General features: G+C 71.8%; 26 protein-coding genes. 12 read left to right on the top strand and 14 right to left on the bottom strand.

Features of this window, described 5'->3' with window-relative positions; all coding sequences use genetic code 11:
- Positions 1-20 precede the first annotated feature (20 nt).
- On the bottom strand, positions 21-695 hold the full coding sequence (locus ISU07_RS19130; protein ID WP_194708440.1) for a Type 1 glutamine amidotransferase-like domain-containing protein: 675 nt from the start codon (positions 693-695) through the stop codon (positions 21-23).
- An 84-nt stretch (positions 696-779) separates the two neighbouring features.
- On the opposite strand from ISU07_RS19130, the gene ISU07_RS19125 reads away from it, so the two are divergent.
- Positions 780-1,277: an SRPBCC domain-containing protein gene (locus ISU07_RS19125; protein ID WP_228522227.1), complete on the top strand. Its 498-nt coding sequence runs from the start codon at positions 780-782 to the stop codon at positions 1,275-1,277.
- Between the two features lie 49 nt (positions 1,278-1,326).
- On the opposite strand, the gene ISU07_RS19120 is transcribed toward ISU07_RS19125, so the two are convergent.
- Both ISU07_RS19120 and ISU07_RS19115 read right to left on the bottom strand, forming a co-directional pair.
- Positions 1,327-2,142 carry a hypothetical protein gene (locus tag ISU07_RS19120; RefSeq protein ID WP_194708438.1) on the bottom strand — a complete coding sequence of 272 codons (816 nt, stop codon included), beginning with the start codon at positions 2,140-2,142 and terminating at the stop codon, positions 1,327-1,329.
- Positions 2,135-2,674: an RNA polymerase sigma factor gene (locus tag ISU07_RS19115; protein WP_194708437.1), complete on the bottom strand. Its 540-nt coding sequence runs from the start codon at positions 2,672-2,674 to the stop codon at positions 2,135-2,137. The genes ISU07_RS19120 and ISU07_RS19115 overlap by 8 nt, the downstream gene beginning before the upstream one ends.
- A gap of 205 nt (positions 2,675-2,879) precedes the next feature.
- On the opposite strand from ISU07_RS19115, the gene ISU07_RS19110 reads away from it, so the two are divergent.
- The 3 genes from ISU07_RS19110 to ISU07_RS19100 all read left to right on the top strand — a co-directional run bounded on the left by ISU07_RS19110 (position 2,880) and on the right by ISU07_RS19100 (position 5,759).
- Positions 2,880-3,665 carry a hypothetical protein gene (locus tag ISU07_RS19110; RefSeq protein WP_194708436.1) on the top strand — a complete coding sequence of 262 codons (786 nt, stop codon included), beginning with the start codon at positions 2,880-2,882 and terminating at the stop codon, positions 3,663-3,665.
- A 72-nt stretch (positions 3,666-3,737) separates the two neighbouring features.
- On the top strand, positions 3,738-4,778 hold the full coding sequence (locus ISU07_RS19105; RefSeq protein ID WP_194708435.1) for a Vgb family protein: 1,041 nt from the start codon (positions 3,738-3,740) through the stop codon (positions 4,776-4,778).
- A 96-nt stretch (positions 4,779-4,874) separates the two neighbouring features.
- Positions 4,875-5,759 (top strand): GNAT family N-acetyltransferase, encoded by an 885-nt coding sequence (locus ISU07_RS19100; protein WP_194708434.1) that lies wholly within the window; start codon positions 4,875-4,877, stop codon positions 5,757-5,759.
- A gap of 56 nt (positions 5,760-5,815) precedes the next feature.
- On the opposite strand, the gene ISU07_RS19095 is transcribed toward ISU07_RS19100, so the two are convergent.
- The 3 genes from ISU07_RS19095 to ISU07_RS19085 form a co-directional block, all read right to left on the bottom strand.
- Positions 5,816-6,247, bottom strand: a complete 432-nt coding sequence (locus tag ISU07_RS19095) for an HIT family protein (protein WP_194708433.1) — start codon at positions 6,245-6,247, stop codon at positions 5,816-5,818.
- A gap of 43 nt (positions 6,248-6,290) precedes the next feature.
- Positions 6,291-7,067 carry a helix-turn-helix domain-containing protein gene (locus ISU07_RS19090; RefSeq protein ID WP_194708432.1) on the bottom strand — a complete coding sequence of 259 codons (777 nt, stop codon included), beginning with the start codon at positions 7,065-7,067 and terminating at the stop codon, positions 6,291-6,293.
- Positions 7,068-7,222: 155 nt separating this feature from the next.
- Positions 7,223-7,900: a Type 1 glutamine amidotransferase-like domain-containing protein gene (locus ISU07_RS19085; RefSeq protein ID WP_194708431.1), complete on the bottom strand. Its 678-nt coding sequence runs from the start codon at positions 7,898-7,900 to the stop codon at positions 7,223-7,225.
- A 43-nt stretch (positions 7,901-7,943) separates the two neighbouring features.
- Between ISU07_RS19085 and tsaB the strand changes: the two genes are divergently transcribed.
- Positions 7,944-8,582 carry a tRNA (adenosine(37)-N6)-threonylcarbamoyltransferase complex dimerization subunit type 1 TsaB gene (tsaB, locus tag ISU07_RS19080; protein ID WP_194708430.1) on the top strand — a complete coding sequence of 213 codons (639 nt, stop codon included), beginning with the start codon at positions 7,944-7,946 and terminating at the stop codon, positions 8,580-8,582.
- Positions 8,579-9,091, top strand: a complete 513-nt coding sequence (rimI, locus tag ISU07_RS19075) for a ribosomal protein S18-alanine N-acetyltransferase (RefSeq protein ID WP_323742709.1) — start codon at positions 8,579-8,581, stop codon at positions 9,089-9,091. The genes tsaB and rimI overlap by 4 nt, the downstream gene beginning before the upstream one ends.
- A gap of 4 nt (positions 9,092-9,095) precedes the next feature.
- Here rimI and ISU07_RS19070 read toward each other — a convergent pair whose 3' ends face one another.
- Complete coding sequence (locus tag ISU07_RS19070; RefSeq protein WP_194708428.1) at positions 9,096-10,697, bottom strand: HAD family acid phosphatase; 1,602 nt, start codon at positions 10,695-10,697, stop codon at positions 9,096-9,098.
- 142 nt (positions 10,698-10,839) lie between these two features.
- Between ISU07_RS19070 and tsaD the strand changes: the two genes are divergently transcribed.
- A complete protein-coding gene (gene tsaD, locus ISU07_RS19065; protein WP_194708427.1) occupies positions 10,840-11,886 on the top strand; it encodes a tRNA (adenosine(37)-N6)-threonylcarbamoyltransferase complex transferase subunit TsaD in 1,047 nt (348 codons plus the stop codon).
- Positions 11,887-11,891: 5 nt separating this feature from the next.
- On the opposite strand, the gene ISU07_RS19060 is transcribed toward tsaD, so the two are convergent.
- Both ISU07_RS19060 and ISU07_RS19055 read right to left on the bottom strand, forming a co-directional pair.
- The gene (locus tag ISU07_RS19060) at positions 11,892-13,103 is read right to left on the bottom strand and encodes a TolB-like translocation protein (RefSeq protein ID WP_194708426.1); all 1,212 of its coding nucleotides are present in this window, start codon (positions 13,101-13,103) and stop codon (positions 11,892-11,894) included.
- A complete protein-coding gene (locus ISU07_RS19055) occupies positions 13,100-13,660 on the bottom strand; it encodes a SigE family RNA polymerase sigma factor (RefSeq protein ID WP_323742708.1) in 561 nt (186 codons plus the stop codon). Before ISU07_RS19055 ends, ISU07_RS19060 begins: the two co-directional genes overlap by 4 nt.
- A gap of 117 nt (positions 13,661-13,777) precedes the next feature.
- Between ISU07_RS19055 and ISU07_RS19050 the strand changes: the two genes are divergently transcribed.
- Positions 13,778-14,146 (top strand): CBS domain-containing protein, encoded by a 369-nt coding sequence (locus ISU07_RS19050; RefSeq protein WP_194708425.1) that lies wholly within the window; start codon positions 13,778-13,780, stop codon positions 14,144-14,146.
- A 9-nt stretch (positions 14,147-14,155) separates the two neighbouring features.
- On the opposite strand, the gene ISU07_RS19045 is transcribed toward ISU07_RS19050, so the two are convergent.
- The 3 genes from ISU07_RS19045 to ISU07_RS19035 are packed head-to-tail and all read right to left on the bottom strand — an operon-like array spanning position 14,156 to position 17,829.
- Positions 14,156-15,313: a hypothetical protein gene (locus ISU07_RS19045; protein ID WP_194708424.1), complete on the bottom strand. Its 1,158-nt coding sequence runs from the start codon at positions 15,311-15,313 to the stop codon at positions 14,156-14,158.
- 36 nt (positions 15,314-15,349) lie between these two features.
- Positions 15,350-16,378: a coiled-coil domain-containing protein gene (locus ISU07_RS19040; protein ID WP_194708423.1), complete on the bottom strand. Its 1,029-nt coding sequence runs from the start codon at positions 16,376-16,378 to the stop codon at positions 15,350-15,352.
- Complete coding sequence (locus ISU07_RS19035; RefSeq protein WP_194708422.1) at positions 16,375-17,829, bottom strand: coiled-coil domain-containing protein; 1,455 nt, start codon at positions 17,827-17,829, stop codon at positions 16,375-16,377. Before ISU07_RS19035 ends, ISU07_RS19040 begins: the two co-directional genes overlap by 4 nt.
- 183 nt (positions 17,830-18,012) lie before the next feature.
- Here ISU07_RS19035 and ISU07_RS19030 point away from each other — a divergent pair, with 183 nt between their 5' ends.
- Both ISU07_RS19030 and ISU07_RS19025 read left to right on the top strand, forming a co-directional pair.
- The gene (locus ISU07_RS19030) at positions 18,013-19,098 is read left to right on the top strand and encodes an S-(hydroxymethyl)mycothiol dehydrogenase (RefSeq protein WP_194708421.1); all 1,086 of its coding nucleotides are present in this window, start codon (positions 18,013-18,015) and stop codon (positions 19,096-19,098) included.
- Positions 19,099-19,118: 20 nt separating this feature from the next.
- A complete protein-coding gene (locus ISU07_RS19025; RefSeq protein ID WP_407671457.1) occupies positions 19,119-19,718 on the top strand; it encodes an MBL fold metallo-hydrolase in 600 nt (199 codons plus the stop codon).
- Here the strand turns inward: ISU07_RS19025 and ISU07_RS19020 are convergent.
- Both ISU07_RS19020 and ISU07_RS19015 read right to left on the bottom strand, forming a co-directional pair.
- Positions 19,635-20,216, bottom strand: coding sequence for a hypothetical protein (locus ISU07_RS19020; RefSeq protein ID WP_194708420.1), 582 nt, complete (start codon positions 20,214-20,216; stop codon positions 19,635-19,637). The genes ISU07_RS19025 and ISU07_RS19020 overlap by 84 nt on opposite strands.
- Entirely contained in the window at positions 20,213-20,725 is a 513-nt protein-coding gene (locus tag ISU07_RS19015; protein WP_194708419.1) for a superoxide dismutase family protein, read from the bottom strand. The genes ISU07_RS19020 and ISU07_RS19015 overlap by 4 nt, the downstream gene beginning before the upstream one ends.
- Before the next feature lie 157 nt (positions 20,726-20,882).
- Here ISU07_RS19015 and ISU07_RS19010 point away from each other — a divergent pair, with 157 nt between their 5' ends.
- On the top strand, positions 20,883-21,428 hold the full coding sequence (locus ISU07_RS19010; protein ID WP_194708418.1) for an RNA polymerase sigma factor: 546 nt from the start codon (positions 20,883-20,885) through the stop codon (positions 21,426-21,428).
- The gene (locus ISU07_RS19005; protein ID WP_194708417.1) at positions 21,415-22,020 is read left to right on the top strand and encodes a hypothetical protein; all 606 of its coding nucleotides are present in this window, start codon (positions 21,415-21,417) and stop codon (positions 22,018-22,020) included. The genes ISU07_RS19010 and ISU07_RS19005 overlap by 14 nt, the downstream gene beginning before the upstream one ends.
- Positions 22,021-22,040 lie beyond the last annotated feature (20 nt).

Here is a 22,040-nt window from a genome sequence, read left to right as displayed (position 1 = left end):
CCAGCGACCAGCTCGCGTCGTCACGGGCCCGGCGGTGGCGAGAGCAGCCTCCACTGCCCTTCGGAGACCACCTCGACCGTGCCGTCGCTCACCTTGATGGCGCTCTGGTCATCCAGGACGTACGCCGGGTGGCCCAGGCCGGTGGCCCAGCGCTCCGCCTCAGCCAAGGTGTTGGTCGGGAAGACGTCCAGGTGCGGAAAGATCGAGAAGTCCACAACGCCGAGGGTTCGGTCGTCCGGCGCCGACGGCCAGTTCACGAAGTCATCGCCGATGCGCGGGGTCATCACCATGCTGCCGGCGCTGACCCCCACCCAGACCGTGTCGGGCAGCGACGGCAGGAGGTCGGCCAGACCGGACTCCCGCATCCAGTGGCACAGGTACGTCGCGTCGCCGCCGTCGACCAGCAGCACGTCGGCCTCCCGAACCCAGGGGACCCAGCGCTCCGGGCCGATCGTGGGCAGCGCGGTCAGCTCGAGCAGGCCCAGCGACTTCCACTCCATGGAGGTCATGCCACCCCACGGGGGCGCACCGCTGGCAAACCCCCGGACCGACACCGGCCCGCAGTTCGGGTGCCCCCACTGCGCCGTCGGGACGCAGAGCGCGCTCGACTCGGCGACCGGTTTGCCCAGCAGGTCGACCAGCGCGTCGCGGATGCTGGTGTTCGTGATGCCGCCGGACGTGAGAAGAAGCTTCACGATGCCTCCAAGTCGAGTGCCACGCATGGGTATGGCCTGCAGACTGCCGGCCACGGCGAAAGTCATCGGGGTTGAACAGCATGCCTGCGCCGTTCAGCCGTTCAGCCCTCGGGCCGGGACTTCGGACTTCGGAGCCGAGTCAGGCCACGACAGGACTCGAGGGATGACGAGCGTCTGGCGCGCTGGATCGCCCGGGTCGACGGCGACATGGGGGTCGGTTCCACGATCCAGGTCGTCTTCACGAGCACCTGGACCGGTCACCTGCGCATCGAGGCGTGCGACGCGCCCCGCCACCTGCTGCTGACGACGGAGCCGGGCACGGACGACGAGGGGCAGATCGAGGCGTGGCTGACCGAGGAGGGCGCCAAGACCCGGCTGGTGGTCGAGGAGCGCGGCCTGCCGATGACGCATCTTCCCTTCCATGCCTCTGGGTGGCGGGTCCACCTCGAGGATCTCGGTCGGTCGCTGGGGGTGGCCGGCCCGGTCCACCCGGAGGGCTGGAGCTCCGAGGCCGGAGCGCCCGGCTGGCAGCGACGCTGGGAAGAGCTCACGCCCACCTACCAGCAGGCGGAGATCGGTTGAGGTCGGGCCGACCCTGACATCCGGTTCCAGCAGTTCGAGTGTCGCCCGGCTACTTCTCGATGTGGATGGAGTCGAGGACCTGTTGCAGCTCGGCCCGGTCCTCGGGGGAGGTGTACGCGGGTCTGGTCTGGCTGGTGAACACCGCGCGTTGGCCGTCGACGTCGACGACGTAGATGCTGAGGAGGCCGTTGGGGTCGAGGACCAGGTAGTTCTTGGGTCCGTTGAGCCAGATCTGGGCTCCGGTGCCGGGTCCCTCGAAGCAGTTCTTGGTCTTCAGCCGGTCGGGGACCCGTAGGTCGACCCGGGTGGCCGGGTAGCCGCCCAGGGTGGTCTCCACGCGGGTCTTGGCCGGGCCGGGCTGGGCGAGCAGTGCGTCGACCAGGTCGTCGACGCCGGGTCCTACCTGGGTCTGGGGGCCGCGTTCGCCCTGGCAGGCGTCGGCGTAGATCTTGGTCACCACGAAGGGTTCGATGCTGAGCTCGTCGATCTGTTCGCTGTTGGCGTCGAAGATGTACTGGTCCCGGACCCTCCAGCCCTCGGGGAACGTGATGGTGTAGTCCACCGTGGACCAGGTGCTGCTCGGCACCAGGTAGGTGCCCGGTTCGACCACCCCGTCCTCGGCCGGGAGCGACCGCGGCGGTGGCTGGTCGACCACGTGGGGAGCCGAGGACTTGTCGGCGTCGAAGATCCGGACGCCGCCTGCGACACCGAGCAGCACGACCACGACGGCCGCGGCGGCCAGCACGGTGTGGGCCCGCCGGCGCCGAACGCCCCGGCGTTCGATGGGCGCGAAGTCGGGCGGCTCGACGGCATCGGCCGCCGCGTGGGAGATGCCGGGACGAAGAAGTCGGTCGAGGTCAGCCACGGCGAGTCTCCTCAGGCGAGTCGGGAAGGTCGGCGAGCAGGACGGCGAGCGCGGCTCGTCCGCGGGAGAGTCGTGACTTCACGGTGCCGACGGTGACACCGGTGGCTGTGGCGACCTCGTGGATCGGGAGGTCCGCGAGGTAGAACAGGGCGATCGCCTCTCGTTGGGGCGTCGGCAGCCTGCGCAGCGCAGCCATGAGCGCGAGCCGTTCGTCGTCGAGCGCCGGCCGGCGCGCCTCGTCGTGCTCGCGGTGGACGACGCGCAGGCCCTTGCGGAACCGGGTACGGCTCACGTTGACCGCGACCGTGCGCAACCAGGCCTCAGGGTTGTCGAGCCGCTCGAACGTGCGCTGGTGCTGCACCGCACGTGCGAAAGCCTCCGCGACGACCTCCTCCGCCTCGGTGAGGTCGCCGCAGACGACGTACAGCTGGCCGACCAGACGACGGTACGACGCCTCGAAGACCGTGCGAACCCTCGGCACGTCCGCGTGGCGTGCCTGCCCGGCGACGGGTTGCAGAGGGTGCGCGACCATCGCGGCCCTACTTCTCGAGGTGGATGGAGTCGAGGACCTGTGGCGGCTCGGCCTGGTCCTGGGGGGAAGTATGCGCCGGTCGGGACTGGCCGGCCCGGAAAGGCTTCCGTGTCATGCCCCCACGACCAGCGGAGGGGGTGAAAGGTTGCACGGATCTTCATCTCGCTCGGCGGATCCTTTCGGACACCTCGATGGTCGTCTCGTCGTGAGCACGAACCAGAGTGTGGGGACCACGTCGATGCGCCGCCTGGCCTTGGCGGTGGGGCTGCTGGTGGCCGCCGGCCTGAGCGGATGCGCGGACGATGCCGACACCGCGGAGGCGGCTGGGCGCCCGACGTCCCCCTCGGCCGGGACGTCGGCGTCCTCCGCCCTTCTCTCGATCCCGGAGTGGAACGGCCAGGACGAGGGGGCCCAGGTCCCGCTCGGGTCGGGCACCTACGCCGTCCCGAGCTCCCCGTGGTCGGTCGCGGGCTTCAGGGTCACCTTCCCGGCGGGTTGGACCGTGCAGTACGGGCACGTCTACGCCCAGCACTCCGACCAGCCTGACGAGTTCGGGTTCTACGCAGTCGTGGTCGACGAGATCTTCACGGATGCATGCCGAGGGGAGGGCGGCACGACCCAGGCGGTCGGACCAGGCGTGGACGCTCTCATCACCGCCCTGCTCGACCAGAAGGGCGGGGCGCTGAAGACGAACGTCACGGACACGATCTTCGGCGGATACCCGGCGACCCGCATCGACCTCAGGATCCCGAAGCACGCGGATCTCGACAGGTGTCAGATGGCCGAGTACGGGTTCGCGGGCCTCCAGGTCTGGTACAGCGAGCCTGCCGACAAGTACTTCGTCCTCCTGCCCGGTGCCGTCGCGACGGTCTACGTCGTCGATGTGGAAGGAGAGCGCCAGGTGTTCCTGACCCAGGTGGGCAACCCCCACTCGCAGACGGACCTGGCCGAGCTGCAGACGGTGCTCGAATCGATCGAGATCGAGGAGTAGCCGACCCGTCCAGGCGCTCCGGTTGCGTTGCTCCGCGCACGGCCGTCATCCTCGGCAGTCAGGAGGGACGTCATGGGGACATGGGCGGGGTCGACGCTGACCATCGCCTCGCTGGTGGCGCTGTCGGTGCTGAGCGGGTGCGGGGACGAGGACTCGTCAGAACCTGCGGCCGGGTCGTCGCCGAGCCCGAAGGTGTCGTCTACGGCGACGGAGCCGGCCGAGCCGGCCTTCACCGACCTGGACGAGGTGGCCACGCCGTTCGACGTGTACGGCGACTGGCTGACGGCGGGCGAGGGTGCGGTGTGGCTCACCAACGACTACGGGCTGGTCCGGCTGGACCCGGCGACCGGGGAGATCCTGGCGAACGTCCTCGTCCCCCAGGGGCCGTGTGAGTCCACCACGACCGGCATGGGTTTCGTATGGACCGCCACGTGCGGTGAGCCGGGGGTGGCCCGGATCGACCCGGCGAGCAACAAGGTCAGCGGTCACGCGGTGCTGCCCGCGGGCACCTCGCTGGACAGCGAAGGAACGATCGGCGCCGGGAGCGGGTCGGTCTGGATCGCGGCGGACGGCGAGAGCTGCGTCGCGTGCAGGGTCGTGCGCATCGACGCGGACACGATGAAGGTGACCGCGTCGGTTCCCGTCAGGTCCGGGGCGAGGTCGGTTCGCTACGGGTACGGGAGCGTCTGGGTCGTCAACCCGGAGAAGAACCTGGTCCAGCAGATCGACCCCGCCAGCCAACACGTCGCCCGGACGACCACGACCGGCGAGTCGCCGCGGTTCTTCGACGTCGGCGAGGGCGCGGTCTGGACTCTCAACCAGGGCGACGGCACGGTCACCCGAGTCGATCCGCAGTCCGGCGAGGCCACGACGATCGAGGCCGGTGTGCCAGGTGGTGGGGGCGACCTGGCCGTGGGAGGAGGCTGGGTCTGGGCCCGCGGCGGAGGGGATCCACTGCTCGTGCGGATCGACCCGCGCGACAACACGGTGGCCGAGACCTACGGCCCGCCGTCCGGCAGCGGCGCGGTGACGGTCGGAGACGACGCCGTCTGGGTCTCCGCACACGACATCAACCGGGTGTGGCGGCTGCCGCTCGACGCGATCGACGGTTAGGTCGGCCAGCTCGAGAGGCCGGGTGTGTGCTTCGGGCGTGCGCCAGCCGCACATCGTCAACGGCCAGCGGCATGACCCGCCGACTAGGTTGCGACCATGCAGCTGTCCGCGTGCGTCACCGACGACGAGTACGAGGCGTGGCGGACCGTCCGGCTCGCCGTCGAGACCGGCTCGCGCTGCCTCACCGTCGAGGAGATGCGGGAGCTGGACTCATCGGACCGCTTGCTGTTGCTGGCCGCCGAGGACGGCGTCGTGGTGGGCTCGGGCATCGCCGATCGGGGCGACACCGCCGGCACGGGGTTCGTCGCCCCGCGCGTCCTGTCCGAGCATCGTCGCAAGGGCGTGGGGTCTGCGCTCTTGCGAGCACTGGCCGCACACTGCAGCAGCCTGGGCCTGCCCACGGTCGGGACCAGTGTCGACGACGAGGGGTCCCTGGCGTTCGCCGAACACTTCGGGTTCGTCGAGGTCGACCGCGAGGTCGAACAGGTACGCCAGGTGGGCGACGAACCGGCTCCGACGGGTCCGCCGGCCGGCGTCGAGGTGATCGAGGCGAGCCAACGTCCCGACCTGTGGCCCGGCTGTTTCGAGACATTCGGCAAGGAGGTGCTCGCCGACTTCGCCGTGTACTCGCCCTTGGAGATCAGCGCCGAGCAGTGGAACACGACGTGGTACGGCGACCCGATGTTCCTCGCCCTGTACGACGACGAGGTGATCGGCTGCGCCGGTCTCAACCGCGACGCCGACCGGCCCGAACGTGCTGAGAACGCGTTGACCGGGGTTCGCCGAGGCTGGCGCGGCCGCGGCATCGCCTCCCACCTCAAGCGCCGAACGCTGCACTGGGCTGCTCTCAACGGACTGGACGAGATCTACACCTGGACGCAGGCCGGCAACTCGTCGATGCTGCGCCTCAACGAGCACCTCGGCTACGTCACGACCCATGACAGCGTCACGGTGTCCCGGGCACTTCCTCTCACCCTCTGACGAGGACGAACACCCCGACTGAGAAGCAGCTCGGACCGACACGCCCGCGTGAGCACTCAGACCGCAAGGAGCGCGTCACGGATCCGCGCGGCGGTGCGGTCGACGTCGTGCTCGGGCGCGCCGTGGAAGACCGTCTCCGCGAGGTAGGCCGGGCCGCGTGAGCCGGAGGTCCGCCACCAGGGCAGCAGCCAGACGTGGAAGTGCGGGTACTTGTCCATGGTCGACCACTGGTAGACCCGGTCGCACCCGGTGCCCGCCCGCATCGCGCCGACCAGGCGGCCCAGCACGGCGCCGTACGACGCGGCCTCCTCGTCGGTGAAGCCCGAGGCGTCGAGCACGTGCCGGCGGGACTCGAGGACCATCGTGCCGGCGCAGGAGTACGACGCCGGCGCATGGCCCGCCCGCCACAGCTCGTCGTCGACGAGCCAGCCGCCAGGAGGCGGCTCGGTACGGGGGTCGGCGCAGAACCAGCAGCTGTCATCGCTCATGGGACCAGCCTGCCGCGAGCCGCCGGCGCCACGCTTGACCCGGTTAGCGGTCCACCTCGAACCACTGCTTGGGGTCGCCGAACCCCAGGTCCTCCACGCCGAGCCCGCGCAGCGCCGCGACGGCCAGCAGCCGGTGGTGGGCGGCGAAGGTGAGCACGTGCGCCACCATCGCCCCGTAGGTGAGCACCACCGGACGCGGCGCGAACGCGTCCACGAACGTCTCGTCGAAGCGGCCCTCGTCGGCGAACCGTCGGACGTTCGCGACGAAGTCGGGCCCCGTCACGTCGAGCCGCCGGCGCATCGCCGCGGCCGGCTCGTCGACCTCGAGGCCGAAGTCGTAGGTCGCATCGGCCACGGCGGCGTTCCACATCGCCATCTGGCCGATCAGCCGCGACAGGGCCCAGCGCAGCGTGTCGCCGTCGATGTCCGGCACCGGCCCCGGCAGAGGGGTGTCCAGGTCCGCGTCCGAGAGAGCAAGGGCCCGGTCGACCAGCTCGCCGACCAGCCACACGTGGTGCTCGACCATCTCGACAACCAGGTCCACGCTGTCCATCCTGTGCCGGGCCGGCAGCCGGAGGCCACCGGGTGGGTGGAAGTGCACGTCCGAGGGAGCCTCGATCCGGAACGATCCAGGCCGACGCCGCCAGGCCGACGGCGCCACCCCGTGCTCGCGCCGGAAGGCCCGCGTGAACGCCTCGTGCGAGGAGAAGCCGGCCTCCAGGGCGATGTCGAGCAGCGTGGCGTCGGTGGCGATCATCCGGTACCCCGCCCGCTCCATCAGGATCCGGCCGCGGAACCTCGTGGGGGTCTCCCGGGCCACAGCCGCGACGACGCGCTCGAAAGTGGAAGCGTGAGAGGTACGCCCGCGCGGCCAGGGCCGCGGCGTCGTCGTGCAGCCCGTGGTCCTCGCCGGACTCGAGGTCGGCCTGCAGCAGGTCCAGGAAGGCCACGAAGTGGTCGTCGGCGGCCATGGAGTCACCCGTTGAGCTGCGTCCACTGCCCTTCGGAGACGACCTGTACCGTGCCGTCGACCACCTGGATGGCGGTCTGCTCGTCGGTGACGTACGCCGGCCCGTCGATCGTCGCTGCCCAGGACTCGGCCTCGGCCATCGTGTTGCCGGGCCTGCCCTCGCCGTTGACGTGCGGGCAGATGTGGAAGTCGACGAGGCCCAGCGTCTCGTCACTGCCCGACGGTGACTTCCAGCCCACGAAGTCCTCGCCGATCCGGGGGGTCATCACCATGCTGCCGGCGCTCAAGCCGACCCAGACCGTGTCGGTCAGCGACGGGATCAGGTCGGCCAGTCCGGACTCGCGCATCCAGTGGAACAGGTACAGCGCGTCGCCGCCGGCCACGAGCAGGGCGTCGGTCTCCCGGACCAGGGGGACCCACTTCTCCTCGTCGATGCTCGGCAGGGCCGTGAGCTCGAGGATGCCCATCGACTTCCAGCCCAGGTCGACCATGGCTCCCGGATGGTCCTCCCGACCGCTGATGAACTGCCACGGCCTGGTGCCGGGTCCGACGTTGGGGTGGCCGTACTGCGCGGTGGGGATGCAGAGCGCGCTCGACTCCTCGACCGGCTTGCCCAGCAGGTCGACCAGCGCCTGCCGGATGGTGGGGTTGGTGACGCCGGCGTCGGTGAGCAGCAGCTTCATGCCCCCAACCTAGGACGACCCCCGGATTGCGTAGCCTGCGAGGGTGCTCCTCGCCTTCGACACCGCGACCCCCTTCGTCACCGTCGCGCTGCACGACGGCGAGGACGTCGTGGCCGAGGCACGGTCGCAGCAGCGGATGAAGCACGGCGAGCAGCTGGCGCCGCTGATCGAGGACGTGATGGCCCGGGCGGGCATCGTGCGGCAGGACCTCACGGCCCTCGCGGTCGGCACCGGCCCGGGTCCGTTCACGGGACTGCGGGTCGGTCTGGTCACCGCCCGCACGCTCAGCCTGGTGCTGGAGATCCCGGCGTACGGCGTGTGCTCGCTCGACGCGATCGCGCTGGAGGCGGCCGCAGGGCTCGGTGGGACGACGGACTTCGTCGTGGCGACCGACGCGCGGCGCAAGGAGGTGTACCTCGCGGCGTACGACGAGCAGGGCACCCGTCTGTCCGGGCCGGTCGTCGACAAGCCGGTGAACGTCGCGACGGACCTCCCGGTGGCCGGCGAGGGCGCCGTGCTCTACCCGGAGGCGTTCGGCCGAGCGGTCGCGCCTGCGCTGCCCAGCGCCGCATGGCTGGCCACGGCGGTCGTCGAGGAGCGGGTCGAGCTGACCGACGCCGAGCCGAGGTACCTACGACGTCCGGACGCCGTCGCCCCGGGGGACCGCAAGAGGGTCTCGTGACCCTGCGAGACGTCTCGTCCCCCGGCTCCTCGGGAACCGTCCGACGGGCCACCGCAGCCGACGTGGAGGCGGTCGTCCGGCTCGAGAAGGTCTGCCTCGGCGACGACGCGTGGTCGCGCGGCCTGGTCGAGCAGGGGATCGCGGCGCAGCTGCCGACGGTGGGCTACCTGGTCGCCGAGCTGGAGGGGAGCGTGGTCGGTCACGCCGTCGCCAGCGATGCGGGCGACGACGCCGAGCTCCAGAGGATCGCCGTCGACCCGGCGTACCGGCGCCGCGGCCTGGCGAGCGACCTGCTGGCTGCTGTGGAGGCGCGGGCGGCCGCGGGCGGGGCCACGCGCCTGCTGCTCGAGGTGCGTGTGGACAACGCGACGGCGGCCGCCTTCTACGAAGCGCAGGGCTTCGAGGAGGTCGGCCGCCGTCCTGGTTACTACCGGGACGGTGCCACCGCGGTGGTCCTGGGGAAGACGTTAGGACACCGCGGCGGCACCGCGTCGAGCGACGACTACTGACCCGTCACGGGAGGTAGTACGTCGGGTTCGGCAGCTTCACCGCACGGCCGTGGCCGCCCAGCAGGTCGGAGAACTGGTCACCGAAGTTGGCGATGATCTTGACCCCGAACTTCTGCTCGATGTGCGCACGGGTCTGCGACTTGAACTCCACGCGCGTGCAGGCGTCGGCGACCTCGCAGGTGATGTACTTCGGCTGCTTGCCGTCCGCCCACTTGGTGAAGTACCGCCTGGACGTGAACGCGTCGCCGTAGAACTTGTGCAGGTTCCTCAGCGTGGCCTTCTTCTGGTCCGCGCCGCGACCGGTCACGCCGAACACCTTGCAGCCGTGGCTCTGCGCGGCCTTGACGACCCGCTTCATGCCGGGCACGGCCGGGAAGCGCGCGTCCTGCACCCACTCGTCCTGGAGGACCGGGTCGAAGTTGAAGTGCATCGCCGCGTCCTCCATGTCGTAGGTCCACAGCGTGGTGTCGTCGGCGTCGAACACGACGGCGGGCTTGTTGCCGTACGTGCTCTGGTTCGCGCACCGGGTCTTCAGCCGGTCGGCCCACTTGTTGCGCAGCTTCTGCATCTCGTTGATGTACCGCGACTTGTGCTTGGCCGCGATGCCGGCGGTGGCGCCGTAGTAGGCGCGGATGGTCGCCTTGACCGAGTCGATGTTGGGGATGTTCTCCCCACCGACCGTCGCGCCGCTCGAGCCGTCCGGCGCCATGGTGAACACCGTGTGCGGCTGGAGCTCGGGCTGGGACACGCCCGGCAGGTTCGGGCTCGGCAGGTAGTACGTCGGGTTGGGCAGCTTGAGCGCCTTGCCCGAGTGGCCGCCCATCAGGTCGGACCACTGGTCACCGACGTTGAGCACGATGCTGTAGCCGAGCGCCTCGATGTGCGCGCGCGTCTGCGCCTTGTACTCGACGGTGGTGCAGGACGCCGCCGCGCACGTGATGTACGACGGCTGCGTGCTGCCGGGCTTGCCGGTCCACTTCGTGTAGAAGTTGTCGGCGGAGAACGCCGTGCCGTACCCGACCTTCGACAGGTTGGCCAGCGTCGCGGCTTTCTGGTCGTCGTTGCGACCGGTCAGGCCGAAGACCGTGTAGCCCATCTGGGTGGCCTTGCCGACGAAGTCGACCATGCCCGGGGTGGCCGGGAACAGCTGCTGCTGCACCCACGTGTTCTGGAGCGCCGGGTCGAAGTTGAAGTGCATCGCCCCGTCCTCCATGTCGTAGGTCCAGAGCGTGGTGTCGTCGGTGTCCAGGACGATCGCCGGCTTGACGTCTGTCTTGTGCTGCGCGAGGTACGGCTGCTGGTCGTTCAGCAGCTTGCTCATCTCCGTGATGTACGGCGACTTGGTCTTGTCGGCGATCCCGTCGCTGGACGCGTTGTAGTACGTCCGGATGGTCGCCTTGACCGAGTCGATGTTGGGGATGCCCTCGCCGGACTTCGTCAGGCCGCTCGAGCCGTCGGCCTTCATGGCGAAGTGGGTACGCGGGGTCAGCGGGTCCCGAGCCTTCAGGGCGGGAGAGGCGCCGGCACCGGCTTGCAGGCCGATGACGAGTGCGCCGGCGGAGGCGACGGCAAGAAGGCCGCGCCCCCTCGATACCGGATTCAGCATGGATGATGACCTTTCCGATAGGCGATAAGGCGCTGATGCAGACCAATGGGCCAAGTTAGTACCCCGTCCGACCGCCCCCCTCCTGGGGTCGACCACCCGGGTACCTCTGGGTCAGATGCGGCGGCCCGACAGAATGTTCGTCGTGAGTTCGGAAGGCCCCCTCGTCCTCGGCATCGAGACGTCCTGCGACGAGACCGGTGTCGGGCTCGTCCGCGGGACCACGCTGCTCGCCGACGCCGTGGCCAGCTCGGTCGACGAGCACGCGAGGTTCGGCGGGGTCGTGCCGGAGGTCGCCTCGCGCGCACACCTGGAGGCGATGGTGCCGACGCTCGAGCGGGCGGCCGAGACCGCCGGCGTACGCCTCCACGACGTCGACGCCATCGCGGTGACCAGCGGGCCCGGCCTCGCCGGAGCACTGCTGGTCGGCGTGGCCGCGGCCAAGGCGCTGGCCATCGGGCTCGGGAAGCCGCTGTACGGCGTGAACCACCTCGCCGCGCACGTCGCCGTCGACCAGCTCGAGCACGGCCCGCTGCCCGAGCCCTGCCTGGCGCTGCTCGTGTCGGGCGGTCACTCGTCGCTGCTGGAGGTCCACGACGTGACCGTCGGCGTCGAGCCCATGGGCGCCACGATCGACGACGCGGCGGGCGAGGCCTTCGACAAGGTCGCGCGGCTGCTCGGGCTGCCGTTCCCGGGCGGACCGCACATCGACCGGGCCGCGCGTGAGGGTCAGGTGACCATCGACTTCCCGCGCGGGCTGACCTCTCGCCGCGACCTGGAGCGGCACCGGTTCGACTTCTCGTTCTCCGGGCTCAAGACGGCCGTCGCGCGCTGGGTCGAGGCGCGCGAGCGCTCCGGGGAGCCGGTGCCGGTGGCCGACGTCGCAGCCTCCTTCCAGGAGGCTGTCTGCGACGTGCTGGTCCGCAAGGCGCTCGACGCCGCGACCGAGCGGGGGATCGAGGACATCCTCATCGGCGGCGGCGTGGCCGCGAACTCACGCCTGCGCGCCCTGGCCACCGAGCGTGCCGCCGACCGGGGCATCCGCGTGCGCGTGCCCCGGCCCGGGCTGTGCACCGACAACGGCGCCATGGTGGCGGCGCTGGGGGCCGAGCTGGTCGCGCGCGGGCGCACACCCTCGACGCTCGACCTGCCCGCCGACTCCTCGATGCCGGTGACGACCGTCGTCGCGTAGCCGGCCTACATCGGTGCGGCGTCGCCCGCGAAGACGAACGGGTCGGACAGGTTGTCTCCCAGCTCGGCCGGCGCGACGGCGTACTCCATGGCCCCGTCGACCCCCATCCGCACGATCGACCACTTCCCGTCCTGGTAGGCCGAGAACAGGAGGTGCGAGTCGTCCTCCCACGCGAAGTACCCGTAGAACGCCGAGTCGCCGGCGTTGGCGACCCGGTACGTCGTGGCCTTGCCGGTGGCCGCGTCGTAGATGGCGATCGAACCGTTGAGGTCGCCGGAGTGGAACGAGTCGCTGGCCGCCACGTAGGCGCCGCTCGGGGAGAACGCGTCCAGCGTGTGCTTGCAGGTCTTCCACTGCGTGGTCGCCGAGACGAGCGACGAGCAGGAGTTGTAGTCGTCCCGCTGCGAGACGCCGATGAGCTGACCGCTCTCGGTGACGTCCTTGACCAGGAACACGGTGTCGCTCGGGTCGGCGGGGCTCACGGTGCCGTCCCGGTCCACGCGCACGGAGGTGGCCACGGCCTCCGGGCCCTTGCCGCCGGAGACCCAGGCCGAGCACGGGCCGCCGTCGACGCAGGCGCCAGTGAGCGCCTGGATGATCGCGCCCTGGAGGCCCGAGTCGCCCATCACGACCGGCTCGGTGCTGCTACCCGAGTCCCAGAGCATCACACGGCCCTTCAGGTCGACCCAGGCCACGGCCCCTCCGCCGGCGGCGGAGGCCAGGGAGGTGGCCGGGTACGGGCCGTGGGGCGTGCCGCCGTCGTCGCGGGTGATCGTGACCTTCTCGCCCACCAGCACGGCGGTCTCGGTGCCCAGGGCCACGTAGGCCCGCAGGTCGTTGGCCGCCGCGTCGTCGCGGTAGTCGATCCTGGGCGGGGCGCCGGTCGGCAGGTCGCGCACGTCGAGGGCGTGCGGCTTGCCCATGACCGGCGTCGACGTCGGCGTCGGGTTCGCGGTGTCGCTGACCGTGGTCGGCCCGGTGGCCGGCGGCAGCGGGCCGTCGGTGTTCGAGCCCTTGGAGGCGATCATCGCCGTCGGCACGACCACCGCGATCGCGGCGGCAACGGCCAGACCGCCGGCGACGCGACGCCGACGGCGGATCGAGGTGGCCGTGCCGCGGACGTCGTCGAACGACAGCGGGCCGGGGCCGAGGCCGTCGGCGCGCTCGGTGAAGACGCGGGTCAGCTCCCTGTCGTCGAACTCGTCGAGGTCGTTCATCGCTCCCCCTCCTGGGGGTTGAGGTGGGCCGGCGTGCGCTCGCGGAGCGCGGCCAGGGCCCGGCTGGTCTGGGACTTCACGGTGCCGACGGAGACGCCGAGCACCTCGGCCGTCTCGGCCTCGGAGAGCTGCTCGTAGTAGCGCAGCACCAGGACGGCACGCGCCTTCTTGGGCAGCGACTGGACGAGCTCCCACAGCGCGGCGCTGCGCCCGTCGTCGTACTGGTCGACGTGCGGTGCCGGCTCGGGGAGCTGCTCGGTGGCGTGCTCGCGCCTCTTCCAGCCGCGCCGCCACAGGGAGTTGTTCTCGTTGACGAGGATGCGCCGCAGGTACCCGTCGATCGAGCCCTGGTCCCGGACCCGGTCCCACGAGAGGTACAGCTTGGCGAACGCCGTCTGCACCAGGTCCTCGGCCGTGTGCCGGTCCCCGGTGAGCAGGTACGCCGTCCGCAGCACGCTCGCCTGGCGTGCCTGCAGGTACGCCGCGAAGTCGGCGTCGCGCGCAGCGCGTCTGTCGGGCATCAGCGTCCCCGGTTCGGCGGTGGGGCTGGCGGCCACGGTCAGTCCCTCTCCGGACATCATCGGTAACTCGGACAGCACCAAGACGCAACCGGGCCGGTGGAGGTTGCAAACACGATCAAGCGCTGGCCCTCCAGGCCGTGCGACCGTGGGCTCGTGGCCACCTGGGAGGACGTGGACGACCTGGTGAAGGGGTTGCCCGACGCGCGCGCGACCACCGCCCACGAGGGATCGCCGTCGTGGTCGGCCGGGCGGCACCAGTTCGCCCGGCTGCGCTGGGACGACGACGGCCGGGAGCTTCTGCAGTCGTGGAGCGGAGACATGTCCCTGGGTGATGCGCTCCAGGGACGCCGCGAGGTGTTCCCGGTGGTGCACACCTTCCGCTACCGCGTCTCGACCTGGGCGGTCCTGGAGCGCCTGAGCCGGCGCGAGGTGGCCGAGCTGCTGCTGGACTCCTACGCCATCCGCGGTGGGGTCAAGCGGGGCGAGGCGGTCGACGAGGCGGCGTACTTCGCCCGCGTCTGAGACGCGGAGTCACCGGGTGGGCAGCACGAACGGGGAGGCCCCGCCACGGTCCGGCACCGGCGGCACCGCGAGCTCCACCGACCCGTCGGCGACGCCGAGCCTCAGCACGGCCCACTGGTCGTCCTGGAACACCAGCGCGAGCACGTGGTCGTCGTCCTCCCAGACGGTGTGCAGCAGGGCGGCCTGGTCGCGGCTGTGCCACTCCGCACGCACCTGGCCGTCCAGGTCGAGGACGGCGGCGAGGCCCTGGCCGAAGCCGTCGAGGTACGCCGGTCCGGCCAGGATGCCCGTACCTGCCGGCGAGAAGTCGAACAGCGTGTAGTCGCAGGTCTCCCAGACGGGCTTCCGCCTGAAGTCCTGGAACCGGCCCCAGCAGGAGCCCTCGTCGGACACCGAGGTCATGGCGACCATGCCGGCGTCCCCGGTCGCCACGTCGCCCACGGCCACCACGCCCGGCACGGTGTCGACGATCCCGTGGGAGATGGAGATCCAGGCCCGGGTGCCGTCGGGGGAGTTGACGTACGCCGCGCAGCCGACGCCCTCCACGCCCTCCTTGCAGGTCGTGCCGTCGCTGAGGAGTGCGGCCAGGCTGCTGCCGCCCGTCACCTCGGGCAGGTCCCACTCCTGGTCGCCGCCGTGCTCGACCACGTGCGGACGTCCGTCGGCGCCCAACCAGCCGACGATCGCTCCGTCGGGCGTGGCCACCAGCCCGCCCTCGGGGACGTCGTACGCGTGCACCTCCTGCAGCTGGCCGTCGAGCAGCACGACCTGGGTGCCCGTGGCGGAGTACGTCGTCGCGACGAGCCCGTCGCCCATCGTCGCGAACTCGCCGTACTCGCGGTCCAGCGACTCCGTCGTCCCGTCGGGCCGGACGAGGGCCCAGGTGTCGCCGGCGTGGGCGAGGTACGGGATGCGGGGCGGCGCGCCGCGAGGGACGCCGCGGATCGTGAGCACGCCCGGGTCCACCGGGTCGGGGGTGTCAGCGGTGCTCGCCGTCGTCGACGGCGTGGCCGTGGGCGACGGCGTCGGCTCGTCGGTCGCGGACGAGCTCGGCGTGCTCGTCGGGTCGTCGGCCACCCCCGGGGCCCAGGTCTGCGTGCCGCACGCGCCGAGCGACAGCACGGCGGCAACAGCAGCGACAACCGCAGGGGCGCGTCCGGGACTCATGCCCCTGGGACGCGCCCCGCCGATGTCCGGTTGCCGTCAGCCCTGCCGGTCGTCCTCCGCGCCGTCCTCGGCCTCGACGACCTCGTCGGTCTCCGCCTCGACCGGAGCCTCGGCCCCCGAGTCGGAGTCGGTGTCGTGGTCGGCCTCGGCCTCGGGTGCGGCCTCGCCGGCCGGGGCCTCGAAGGGGTCGACCATCGGCACCATCGCGCCGCCGGTGAGCGTGGCCAGCATCTGCCGCACGTTGGTCAGCTGGGCGTTGATGCTGTCGCGGCGCTGCGTGGCGGCGGACAGCTCGCGGTCGGAGTCGGCGCGGACACGTGCGGCCTGGGCGCGTGCCTCGCCGACGATGCTGGCGGCCTGCTTCTCGGCCTCCTCGACCAGCCGGCGGCTCTCGCGCACGGCCTCGTCGTTCATCTTCTCGGCGTTGGTGCGCGTGAGGTCGATGTGCGACTCGATCTCGGCCAGCCGACTCTGGTGGTCCTGCACCTGCGTGGTGAAGTCCTCCTCGGCCGCGGCCCGCCGGCGGGCGAGCGTGGTCTCGAAGTCGGCGGCGGCCTGGGCGGCCTTCGCGCGCTGGTGCTCGTAGACCGCCTCGGCCTCCTGGAGCCGGGCGGCGGCGTCGCGCTCCGCGGCGTCGAGCCGGTCGTCGGCGGTCTTGCGGGCGTCCTCGAGGACGCGCGAGGCCTCGGTGTCGGCATCGGTACGACGCTGCTCGGCGTGCCGGTCGGCGTCGCTGCGCTGCCGCGACACCTCCTCGGCGACCGCGCTGCGCTCGCTCTCCAGGGCCGCGCGTCCCTTGTCCAGCAGGTCCTTGGCCTCGGCCTCGGCCAGGCTGAGGATCTTCGAGATCCGCTGGCCGAGGTGCTCGAACGTCGCGAGCACCGGCTGCGACTCGCCGTCACCCTCGGACTCTCGGTGCTGCTCGAGCTGCTGCACGCGCTCGGCGAGCTGGGCGGCCTGCTGGCGCGCCTGGTCGGCCTGCTGGGCGAGCTCCTGGAGCCGCTTGTCGACCTGGGCGGGCTCGTAGCCGCGCAGTACCACGCGGAACGGGGGGGTCTCGGTCATGGGTGTTCCTTCTCCTCGGGGGCGGGTCCGGTAGAACCTTCGGTGGGCACGGCCAGCGCCTGGATGACGCCGGACAGGCCTTCGAGCTCGGCCGCGATCTCGTCGCGGCGCTTGGTGAGGACGGCGGCCTCGGTGCGCGCGTCCTCGAGGACGGCGCGCGCCTTGCCGCGCAGGTCGTCGGCCTCCGCGCGGGCGGCGGCGACCAGGTCGGTCGCCTCCCGGCGGGCGGCGCGCAGCTCGTCCTGGGCGGACTGCCGGTTGCGGACCACCTCGTCGGCGACCTGCTCGCGCAGCAGCCGGGTGGTCGACTCGGTCTCCTCCTCGCGACGACGCGCACGCTCGTGCACGAGCGACGCCTCGTCCTCGGCGGAGGCGATGGCGGCCAGGCGGGCGTCCTCGGCCTCGGCGCGAATCCGGGCGGCATCACTCTCCGCGGTGGCGACCAGGCTCGCCGCCACGGCGGCCAGCTCCTGGGCGTCACGCTCGGCGGTCTCCACGGCCTCGCGCACGCGGGCGCCCACGCGGTCCACGACCGCCTGGATCCGCCGACGCCGCTGCGCCACGTGGTCGGCGCCCTCGGCGCGAGCGGCTGCCCGCAGGCGCTCGGCCTCCTGCTCGGCGTTGTCCAGGAGCGCCTGCATCGTGCTCTGCGTCCAGGCGGTCTGCTCCTCGGCGGCGCGGATGGCCTCGCCGGCCTCGGCGCGGGCGTTGCGGAGCAGCTCCTCGGCCGTCTGGTGGGCGTGTGCGCGGACGTGCTCGGCCTCGGCGAGCACGGCGTGGGCGTGGGTGTCGGCGTCCTTGCGCAGCGCCTCGACCTCTTGGGTCGCCTGCGCGCGGACCGCGGCGGCGTCCTCGTCCGCGGTGATGCGCAGCTCCTCGGCGGCCCGGACCGTCTCGAGCTGTTGGTGCCGCATCGACACCGTGGCCAGGGTGAGCAGCCGCAGCGTGAGGGAGGCGGTGGTGGCCAGCCGGTGGTCGGTCTCGGCCCGGCTCTCGGCGCGGATCCGTTCGGCGTCCTCGCGGGTGACGGCGAGCTCGCGGTCGAGGGCCTCCCGGTCGCGGACGGCCGCCTCGGACGCCTCGGCCAGGATCGCCTGCCGTTGGGCGTCGGCGGCGTCGAGGAGCAGCCGGACCTGCTCGCCTGCGTCGGCGACGGACTGGCGGGCCTCGGCGGAGGCGTCGGCCAGGCGGGCCTCGGCCTGGGAGAGCGCCCGCGCGGCCTCGGCGCGCTCGGTGCTGGCCTCCTCGTGCAGCCGGCGGCTCTCGGACTCCAGCTGCTCGGCGAGCGCCATCGCCTCGGCGGCCTGCTGCTCGGCCTGCGAGCGCAGCTCGTCGGCGACCTGCTGCGCGTGCAGCAACAGCTGCGCCGCGGCGGTGCCGCCAGGTGTCTCAGCGGTCCCCGGCTGCACCTCAGCCGCCGCATGTGGGTCGATCGCCTGCATACCGTCCATCGCGTCCTGTCTCGCCGGCCTTTCGCCCCCCACAGGCAACGCACCTGCCGACACGCGTACCCGCGGAGCATATCCTCCCGTCGGCCTGGGGTCAGCGGTCGCCCGAGACGCGGCCCTACGCTGGCGCCAGTCCGGCAGCCGGTCCACGGCCGGGCGCCCGTCGAGCCGAAAAGGAACCGCAGCATGCACGAGGTCCGAGGTGTCGTCGCCCGTTCGAAGGGTGCACCGGTCAGCGTCGAGACGATCCTGGTGCCGGACCCCGGCCCCGGTGAGGCGCTGGTGCAGGTGCAGGCCTGCGGCGTCTGCCACACCGACCTCCACTACCGCGAGGGCGGCATCAACGACGACTTCCCGTTCCTCCTGGGCCACGAGGCCGCCGGTGTCGTGGAGGCCGTGGGGGACGACGTACGCGACCTCGCCCCCGGTGACTTCGTGATCCTCAACTGGCGGGCGGTCTGCGGCACCTGCCGGGCGTGCAAGCGCGGTGAGCCGTGGTACTGCTTCGCCACCTTCAACGCCACCCAGAAGATGACGCTCGCCGACGGCACCGAGCTCAGCCCGGCGCTGGGTATCGGAGCGTTCGCCGAGAAGACCCTGGTCGCCGCCGGTCAGTGCACGAAGGTCGACCCGTCGACCCGGGCGGCCGCCGCCGGCCTGCTCGGGTGCGGCGTGATGGCCGGCCTCGGTGCCGCCCTGAACACCGGCAACGTGAGCCGTGGCAAGAGCGTCGCCGTCATCGGCTGCGGTGGCGTGGGCGCGGCCGCGATCGCGGGCTCAGTGCTCGCCGGGGCGGGCACGGTCATCGCCGTCGACATCGACCCGCGCAAGCTCGAGACGGCCACGAAGATGGGCGCGACCCACACCATCAACTCCGCCGAGGAGGACCCGGTCGCCGGGATCCAGGCGCTCACCGAGGGCCACGGCGCGGACGTCGTCATCGACGCGGTCGGCCGGCCCGAGACGTGGAAGCAGGGCTTCTACGCCCGCGACCTGGCCGGGACGCTGGTCCTGGTCGGCGTACCGACCCCCGACATGCGCATCCCCGACATCCCGCTCATCGACGTCTTCGGCCGCGGCGGCGCCCTGAAGTCGAGCTGGTACGGCGACTGCCTGCCCACCCGGGACTTCCCGATGCTCGTCGACCTCTACCGCCAGGGCCGGCTGGACCTCGATGCCTTCGTGTCCGAGGAGATCGGCATCGACGACGTCGAGGCGGCGTTCGAGAAGATGCACCACGGCGACGTGCTGCGGTCGGTCGTGATCTTCTGAGCGCGCGCGTCGACCACGCAGTGGTCTCGGGCACCTTCTCCCTCGACGGCGCGACCTTCGACGTCGACAACAACATCTGGGTGGTCGGCGACGACGCGGAGTGCGTCGTCATCGACGCCCCGCACGACGTCGACGCGATCCTGGCGGTGGTCGGCGGACGCCAGGTCAAGGCGATCCTCTGCACCCACGCCCACGACGACCACGTGCGCGTCGCGCCGGCGCTGCGCGAGGCGGTCAACGACGGGCAGGGCGCGCCGATCCTGCTGCACCCCGACGACCGGCCCCTGTGGGAGCTGACGCACACCGACCACTTGTGGGACGTCGACCTCGCCGACGGGTTCACCATCGACGTGGGCGGCACGACGCTGCAGGTGCGGCACACGCCCGGCCACGCCCCGGGTGCGGTCTGCCTGTACGCCGCCGACCTCGGCTGCGTCTTCACCGGCGACACGCTCTTCCAGGGCGGGCCGGGCGCGACCGGCCGCTCCTACAGCGACGCCGACCAGATCAGGGCCTCGATCCGGTCGCGCCTGTTCTCACTGCCCGACGAGACGGTCGTGCACACCGGCCACGGCGACGACACCACCATCGGCGCCGAGCGCGTGGCCCTGGACGGCTGACGCCTTCCGCTGCCACACCAGCGAGCTCGCCCACGCCAGCGCCACCGCGAGCACGGCGAAGCCCACCTCGAACACCAGGACGTCCCCGAACGACGGGTCCTCCGCCCCCGGGTCCGGCATGAACAGCACGAGGTACAGGGCCAGCGCCAGCGTGCCGACGATCGTCAGCACACCCACGACCCGGAGCAGCCGGCCGCGGACGCCGAACGCCGGACCCCCGAGCAGGAACGCCGGTGCCAGCAGCATGCCCGGGCTCATGAAGAGGACCAGCCCCGGCACGACGGCGAGCGTCCACCACCGGGACCGCCCGGTACGCCGCGACGCGTGCACCAGCCCGACGCCGAGGCCCAGCAGCGCGGAGAACCCGATGATCGCCAGCGTCCCGGCCCAGGAGAACTCGGGGTCGGTGGTGATCAGCCGCATCCAGATGCGTGCAAGCACGCCCCAGACCGCGCCGAGCGCGAGGCCGAGCCCGGCGCCGCGCAGCAGCGCCGTCACCAGGACACCGGGAGGCAGACCAGGCGTGGCCCGGCCGTGCCGTTGGGTGCGGTCTCCTCGGCGTGCACCACGACGGCCCGGTCTCCGGGGGCGGGCACGAACGGCACCGTGGCGTCGCCCGCCCCCGTCCCGTCCCCGACGACCGTGAAGTCCAGCCACACCTCGGTCTGGTCGCTGACGACCGGCGGACTGGTGGTGGACGCGTTGTAGTGCGGACCCGCGGCGGCGCCGTTCCCCTCGACGCACGGACCCACGTGGAGGTGGGCGCCGTACGACTCGCCGACGACCGCCGGGTCGATGCCCTGGATTCGCAGGTGGAACGTCGTGCCCCTGCCGTTCGGGGTCATGACGAGGTGGGCGGTGGCATCCCCGAACGGGTCGGGCGTCGCCGCGGAGAGGTCGACGAGGTCGCCCCGGAACACTTGGGCCGGTGCGGCCGAGGTGGCGACGACCGGTGTGGTCAGCAGGGCGACGGCGGCGGCGAGGATCGTCGTACGGCGCAGGTTCATGGTCGGGCTCCGTTCGTGGAGAGGTCTGGACACCTCGACGGACGGCCCTGGACACCGCACGGGTGACAAGGGAAACCTGCAAGAACTCGCGGGCGGGACGTGTCACCCGGAAGGGTCTCGCGGTTCGTCTGCACCAACGATGGAGTCCGTCTCGGCGATGCCCCAAGGCAAGTCCTGGAGCCAGGTGAGGAGCGGGTCGGCGGACGACGCCGACGCGCTGGTCGCCGCGCTCTTCGAGCAGGAGGGACAGCGCCTGGTCGCCCTGGCCCGCTTCTTCACCGACGACCGCACGGCGGCGGAGGACCTGGTGCAGGAGGCGTTCATCCGCATGGCGCGCAACGCGCACCGGATCCGCGAGCGGGACAAGGCCGCGGCGTACCTCCGCTCGATCGTGGTCAACCTCGCGCGCGACCACAACCGGCGCGGACTCGTGTCCCTGCGGCACCGGCCGCCAGCGGCTCCGGACGAGCCGTCCGCCGAGGAGACCGCGTCGCGCGCGGAGTCGCGTCGCGAGGTGGTGGTCGCGCTGCGCGGGCTGCCGTACCGCCAGCGCGAGTGCCTCGCGCTGCGCTACTACCTCGAGCTCTCCGTGGACCAGATCGCCGAGGCGCTCGGCGTCTCGGCGAACTCGGTCAAGACCCACCTGAAGCGGGGCCTGCGCGGCCTCGCCGCCGCCTTGGAGGACCCGCATGGCCGATCTTGAGACTCGTCTGCACGACGCCCTCGGGGACGCCGGCGCCCACACCGAGCCGTCGCCCGACCTGTTCGCCCGCGTCGTCGGGAGCATCGCCGACGACCGCACCCGGCGCCGCCACGCGCGCGGCATCGCCCTGGCCTGGGCCGCCGGCGTCGCGCTGACCGCCGTGCTCACCATCACCCTGACCCCGAAGGACGAGGAGGGACTGCACATGCCCTGGTGGATCCTGGAGATCGCCACGAACGTCGCACTCGTCGGCATCGCCGTGTGGCTCGGGCCGTTCATCAAGCGGTTCGGCCGGGCCTACGCCGCCGACGTCTTCCACGACAACCCGCTGACCGGCAAGAGCTACATCGTGCTCACCGACATCGTCTACTACCTGATCTTCGCGGCGTACATCCTCTTCACGATCCGGGTGGAGCCGCCGCTCTCGTGGGTCGACGAGGTGAGCGCGAGGTTGGTCAAGGACGAGCTCGTCCGGGTCGGCGGCATCCTGCTGATCATCGGCATGCTGCACGGGCTCAACATCGTGATCATGCCGGTCCTCGGCCGGTTGTTCTCGCTCAACCGGCGGCTGCCGCCACGGATGGGTGGGTGACCTGCAGGTGACGGGTCTGG

The organism is Nocardioides islandensis, assembly GCF_015352455.1.
GTDB lineage: Bacteria > Actinomycetota > Actinomycetes > Propionibacteriales > Nocardioidaceae > Nocardioides > Nocardioides islandensis.
Note: the sequence above shows the minus strand (reverse complement) of the source record. Positions and strands in the feature narration are given on the sequence as shown.